Here is a 4,427-nt window from a genome sequence, read left to right on the forward strand (position 1 = left end):
GCGCAAAACGCGCCGCTCACGTTCGCAATCCGCTCCTTTTCCCCCAACCAAGCCTGCTTGTTGATCTTGCGTGTGGTCGCCAGCAAGTCCGCGTAGGCCACGTCCGGCCAGCCCCGGCCGAGGGCGCGGGTGACCGATCGGGCCAGCACACGGCTGCCGCCGGCCCCCCGCTGAATGCGACGCCACAGATGCGACGGGACAGACGTGATCAAGTCCGGAACGTCGGATTCAGCGTTGTTGCCGTCGTCTGATGGCGGTTCAATGACCTCTCGAATGCGGCGGGCCAAGCGTCGTGCCAATGCGTCGGCGAGCGAAATCTGGCTGCCGTACTTCGCCGCCACGACCGCGCTGCGTACCAACCCGTCGTAGCTCCACAAGGCGATACAGCCGTCAAAGGCGTAGGTTTCCCGTTTGCATCGCGGGCACCGGTCGAGCGGGGGCGGTTGTTGATCTGGCGGATCCGCCGCGGCCAGGGCGAAAGGAGCAGCCCCCCGATGGTTTGCCCCCGCAGTGCCAGCTCCAGCAGTACCAGCGCCGGGGTGCCCGCAGCGCAGGCAGGCCGATCGCATCAGTGATTCGCTCGATTCGAGTTGTGGGCGGCAATCGGCACAAAAATCTCGCTCCGGCGCGATGCAGGCGTCGCACAGCCGACAGGTCGACGGCAGGACCAGTTCCAACGCTTGCCGGCCCAGTTGGCCCCCGAAACGGGCGCCCCGCTCGAGGAGCCGCGGCCGTCGGGCGGCCGGGGCGGCGTTTGGAGGGGAACTGTCTGCACCCATGATCAGGCAAAACAAAAATTGATTTATTTTCGCGCGAACCTTTCTTTGAGGGCTCGCTCTGTACGATCAACTACCACAGGTCGGTGAGTTTTCACTGGCTTTTGGGGTCGACGTGCGTTACCGTTAACGCAGGTCGGCAGACCCTCGGCCAGCGGCATGTTAATGCATCCGCAGCAGTTCGTTCCCGTCGGGCGAACGGTTTGGTCGGTCCGCCATTTGAATTTTTATTCTTTGCTCCACGCCGCACCACGAACGGTGCCGGGAGGTTTGAAATGCGTATTAATCAAATCATCGCAGCTGTCACACGTAGCCTGAATATCGCAGGTGTCCGTGAGATTTCGAGCGCCGATGTATTTGCACACGCACCAGACCTCCAGCTCTGTATGGCGTGTGTATCGCCCGGGATCGGGATGTATTCGGGGCCACAACGATTGCTGATGCAAGATCAGCCCCGTTGCGGCCATCCGAGTCCTCCGACATCCCACGCTTGGCTAGCCAGCGTCGTCCAGACGGCCGGGGGTAAACGGAAACGTTTACCACTCACCGTCCGGCTACTGGGACTAGCCGAACGTGGCTCGGCCGCTCTGCGACAGAGAGGCTGAGATTTGGAAGCCTGTCGAGGCAGGTCTCCCAATCCCACTGCGAATGCCAGGCCGATGGTCCTAGCCGAAACAGGCGTCAACGCGACGCAGGTTTCCCCCCAGGCACCTTCGGAGATGTGTTTAACGGTTTTGACCTGAAGCCCAGCGCTTTCAAGTCATCGCCCGTTCTCGATCGAAAAGCCGTTCGGCCCGTTTCGAGAATCAAGTGCATCGCTCCGATTTCGGACATCGAGACGTTTGGCAGTCGCGACTGATACATCCAAGTCGATCGCGTGAACGCGGCCTGTTGCCACAGACCCCCTCACAAGCTCGGCCTCGCCTTACCCCGACGATCAACCTGGCTTGATCACCCTGCCGCGTCACGGAGCGCTCCAGCACAGCGCAAAGAAACGACGCGGCGATCAAGCTGACACCCGAAGACGCTGATTTTCCCCGTGCGGAATCAAACCGCCACACCGGTCAGCTTTCGGAAGGAACCGAGCGATGAACATCAACACTGAAACCCTGTTTGATCTCCGAGAATTGACTGTCGCTGAACTGGTCGTTCGCGCCCAAGGCGGCGATCGCGATGCCTTTGGCGAATTGTTTGACCGATACCGATCCGCAATCGTCGCCGGTGCGATGAGCCGGGTTCGTAACGCGGACGAAGCCGACGAGCTGGCGCAAGACGTCTTCATCCAGGCGATGCAAAAGATCGACCAACTGCGAGTGCCCGAAGCATTCGGCGGTTGGTTGCGTCAGATCGTGCACCGAATGGCCATCAATCGCGTGACCCGCAATCGATCGGCCATCGCATGCGATCCGGAAACCTTGGAAGCGACCTGCGTGTCCGAGGACGCTCCCGACGAGGTGGCCGAGCATCGTGAGCAAGCCGAAGCGGTTCGAAACAGCATCGACCGTCTCGGCGCATTGGATCAAGAAACGTTGACCGCGTTCTACTTGAACGGTCAAACGTTGATCGAGATGAGCGACGCGTTCCAAGCCCCGATCGGTACGATCAAGCGACGATTGCACGTCGCGCGAAAGCGACTGGCCAAGGAGATGGACTTGCTGGGGGCGGCCGTTTGAGCCGCCCTCGGCTGGGCCAGATTAAGTTGGCCCAGACTCGGCCGACTCGTTGATGACGCGTGCGGATGAGGTTCCCGACCTCGTTCGCACGCGTTTTTTTTAGTCCAGTTCGCGTTGATTGAGTTCGTCGCGCAGTTTCGCGGCCAGCTCATATTGTTCTTGTTCCACCGCGGCGGTCAGTTTCTCGCGCAGTGTTTGGCCGACTTCATATTCGCTGCGTAGGGTTTCACGCAATTCGACCAGACGGACGACCAGTTCGTCTTCTTCGAAGTGCTCGTCGGCTTCGTGTTTTTCAAAGAACTGTCGGATCGTTTCCAGGCCGGCGTTGATCGCCATCACCGCGTCCTCGCCCGACTCCTCCTCTTCCAAGGCGCCCAGGGCGGCCGCTTGCGTGCGATGGAACAGCACGAACGGTCGATACTGCTCGTGCGATCGCGACCATTCCTCGTCGGGGCTGACCCGCTCGCTGACATCCATCAGCCGCAAGGTGTGATCGGCATCCATCACGGCGCGGTTGTAGTACTGCAACCGCAACCAGCAGATACGGCGATGGTAGAACTGCATGAACTCCCGATCGACCTCCATGCACTGATCTTCGTCCAGCTCCATCTCGGGGTCTTCCAAGACCGCTTCCTGCAGGTATTCCAGATAGGTCGGATGCCCCTCGACCACGGTGCCGTCAGGGCGGCCGGTCGTCTCGAGCTGCAGGACACCCATGTCCACTCGCATCTGGATCACATCGCGTCCGTCATTTCCTTTCACCATGCGGACATTCAACGTGTGCGGGTTGAATTCCCATTCCTTGAGTAGATCGTCTAGATGCATCGTTCGTTTCATCGGTCTCTTCTGAATCGGCAAGCTGTGCTTGGATGGATCAGCCAGGCCCGCCCTGCAATTGGAGTATAGCATCGGACTTGTCGCGGTCGAATGACCAGCCGTGTCAGGTCCAGCGCAGATAACTCTATCAGCGTCAGGGAAACAAGCCGACCAGGGCAGACGTCTCAATTCGCGACAAGCATTCCAGGATGAGTTACCCAAGCACGGTCGAAAATTGCCAGCAATGTCAATCTCGTCCCGTGGTGGTACAGAAAAGTTCGACTTTTTTCAGCGGATTTTCTAAAGTTCGCCGGCGTTTGGGATTGGTTGACGCGATTTAGGCTAGTGATTGGCACACGGTTTGTACTCTGTTTCCGCAAACGAATCGTTTCAGACTCCATAGATCAAGGAAGTAAGCTCATGTTGGTTCTCAGTCGCAAAGTCGGTGAAAAGTTGATGGTCGGCGATGACATTGTTCTGACCGTCAATCGGATCTCGGGAAACCGAGTCGCCATCGGCATCGAAGCGCCCCGGAATGTCCGAATCGTGCGAGGCGAGTTGCAAAAAAATCAAGTCGCCCCCTCGGGATCCACCCCAAACACGGCGTCGATGGGCGAAGCAGCGATCGCGGTCGCTAGCAAAGCAGAGGCGTGAGGGTGCCCGTTCCGATCGGGGCTTGCGGTGTCCGTCCCCGCATGGGTCATTGGCCCAGGTGGACGCCAAGTTTACTGACCGTGATTCGGCCGTCGAAACAATGCTGGACGTCACGTCCTTGTTCTCGCGGCCTGGCATGAAAATCCAACTCGAATCGAACACGTCCCCCCGGTTCGATCGTTCCCGTTCGATCGATGGGGCAACGATCGACTTCGCATTCGATGATGTCAGGTCGAAGGTGGGCGTCTGGAGCCACGGCGGGCAGATTCACGTTCCATAGCGGTGGCGGATTGCCACCGGCCGGGGCGTCGATCGCCGCACGAAAAAAGTCACCGATCGTCGGCTCGAGCCAAGTCGGCGTGTGGTCCCAGGTCCGAGGCACATCGGGCCGCCGATAGTGCGACGCCGCCAGTGCCGGAATCCCCAACAGACTCGCTTCACGGGCTGCGGCGAAGGTACCGCTGATCATCAAGTTCACACCCAGATTCGCTCCGGCATTGATTCCCGA

Annotated in this window: 4 protein-coding genes and 2 pseudogenes; 2 read left to right on the forward strand and 4 right to left on the reverse strand. The window is 59.5% G+C overall.

Annotation, left to right across the window (positions count from 1 at the left end; translation table 11 throughout):
* A pseudogene (locus ABX749_RS23615) lies at positions 1-377 on the reverse strand (hypothetical protein); the annotation flags it as partial.
* Positions 378-542: 165 nt separating this feature from the next.
* Positions 543-779: pseudogene (locus tag ABX749_RS23620) on the reverse strand (double zinc ribbon domain-containing protein); the annotation flags it as partial.
* A 1,085-nt stretch (positions 780-1,864) separates the two neighbouring features.
* On the opposite strand from ABX749_RS23620, the gene ABX749_RS23625 reads away from it, so the two are divergent.
* Positions 1,865-2,449, forward strand: coding sequence for an RNA polymerase sigma factor (locus ABX749_RS23625; RefSeq protein ID WP_145219325.1), 585 nt, complete (start codon positions 1,865-1,867; stop codon positions 2,447-2,449).
* 99 nt (positions 2,450-2,548) lie between these two features.
* On the opposite strand, the gene ABX749_RS23630 is transcribed toward ABX749_RS23625, so the two are convergent.
* Entirely contained in the window at positions 2,549-3,286 is a 738-nt protein-coding gene (locus ABX749_RS23630) for a UvrB/UvrC motif-containing protein (protein WP_095741262.1), read from the reverse strand.
* 399 nt (positions 3,287-3,685) lie between these two features.
* On the opposite strand from ABX749_RS23630, the gene ABX749_RS23635 reads away from it, so the two are divergent.
* Positions 3,686-3,919, forward strand: a complete 234-nt coding sequence (locus ABX749_RS23635; protein WP_145219323.1) for a carbon storage regulator — start codon at positions 3,686-3,688, stop codon at positions 3,917-3,919.
* 46 nt (positions 3,920-3,965) lie between these two features.
* On the opposite strand, the gene ABX749_RS23640 is transcribed toward ABX749_RS23635, so the two are convergent.
* Positions 3,966-4,427 (reverse strand): 5'/3'-nucleotidase SurE (locus tag ABX749_RS23640; RefSeq protein WP_372898164.1); only part of this gene is annotated, 462 nt, incomplete at its 5' end.

Origin of the sequence: Stieleria sp., assembly GCF_041595215.1 — a bacterium.
Classification (GTDB): domain Bacteria; phylum Planctomycetota; class Planctomycetia; order Pirellulales; family Pirellulaceae; genus Stieleria; species Stieleria magnilauensis.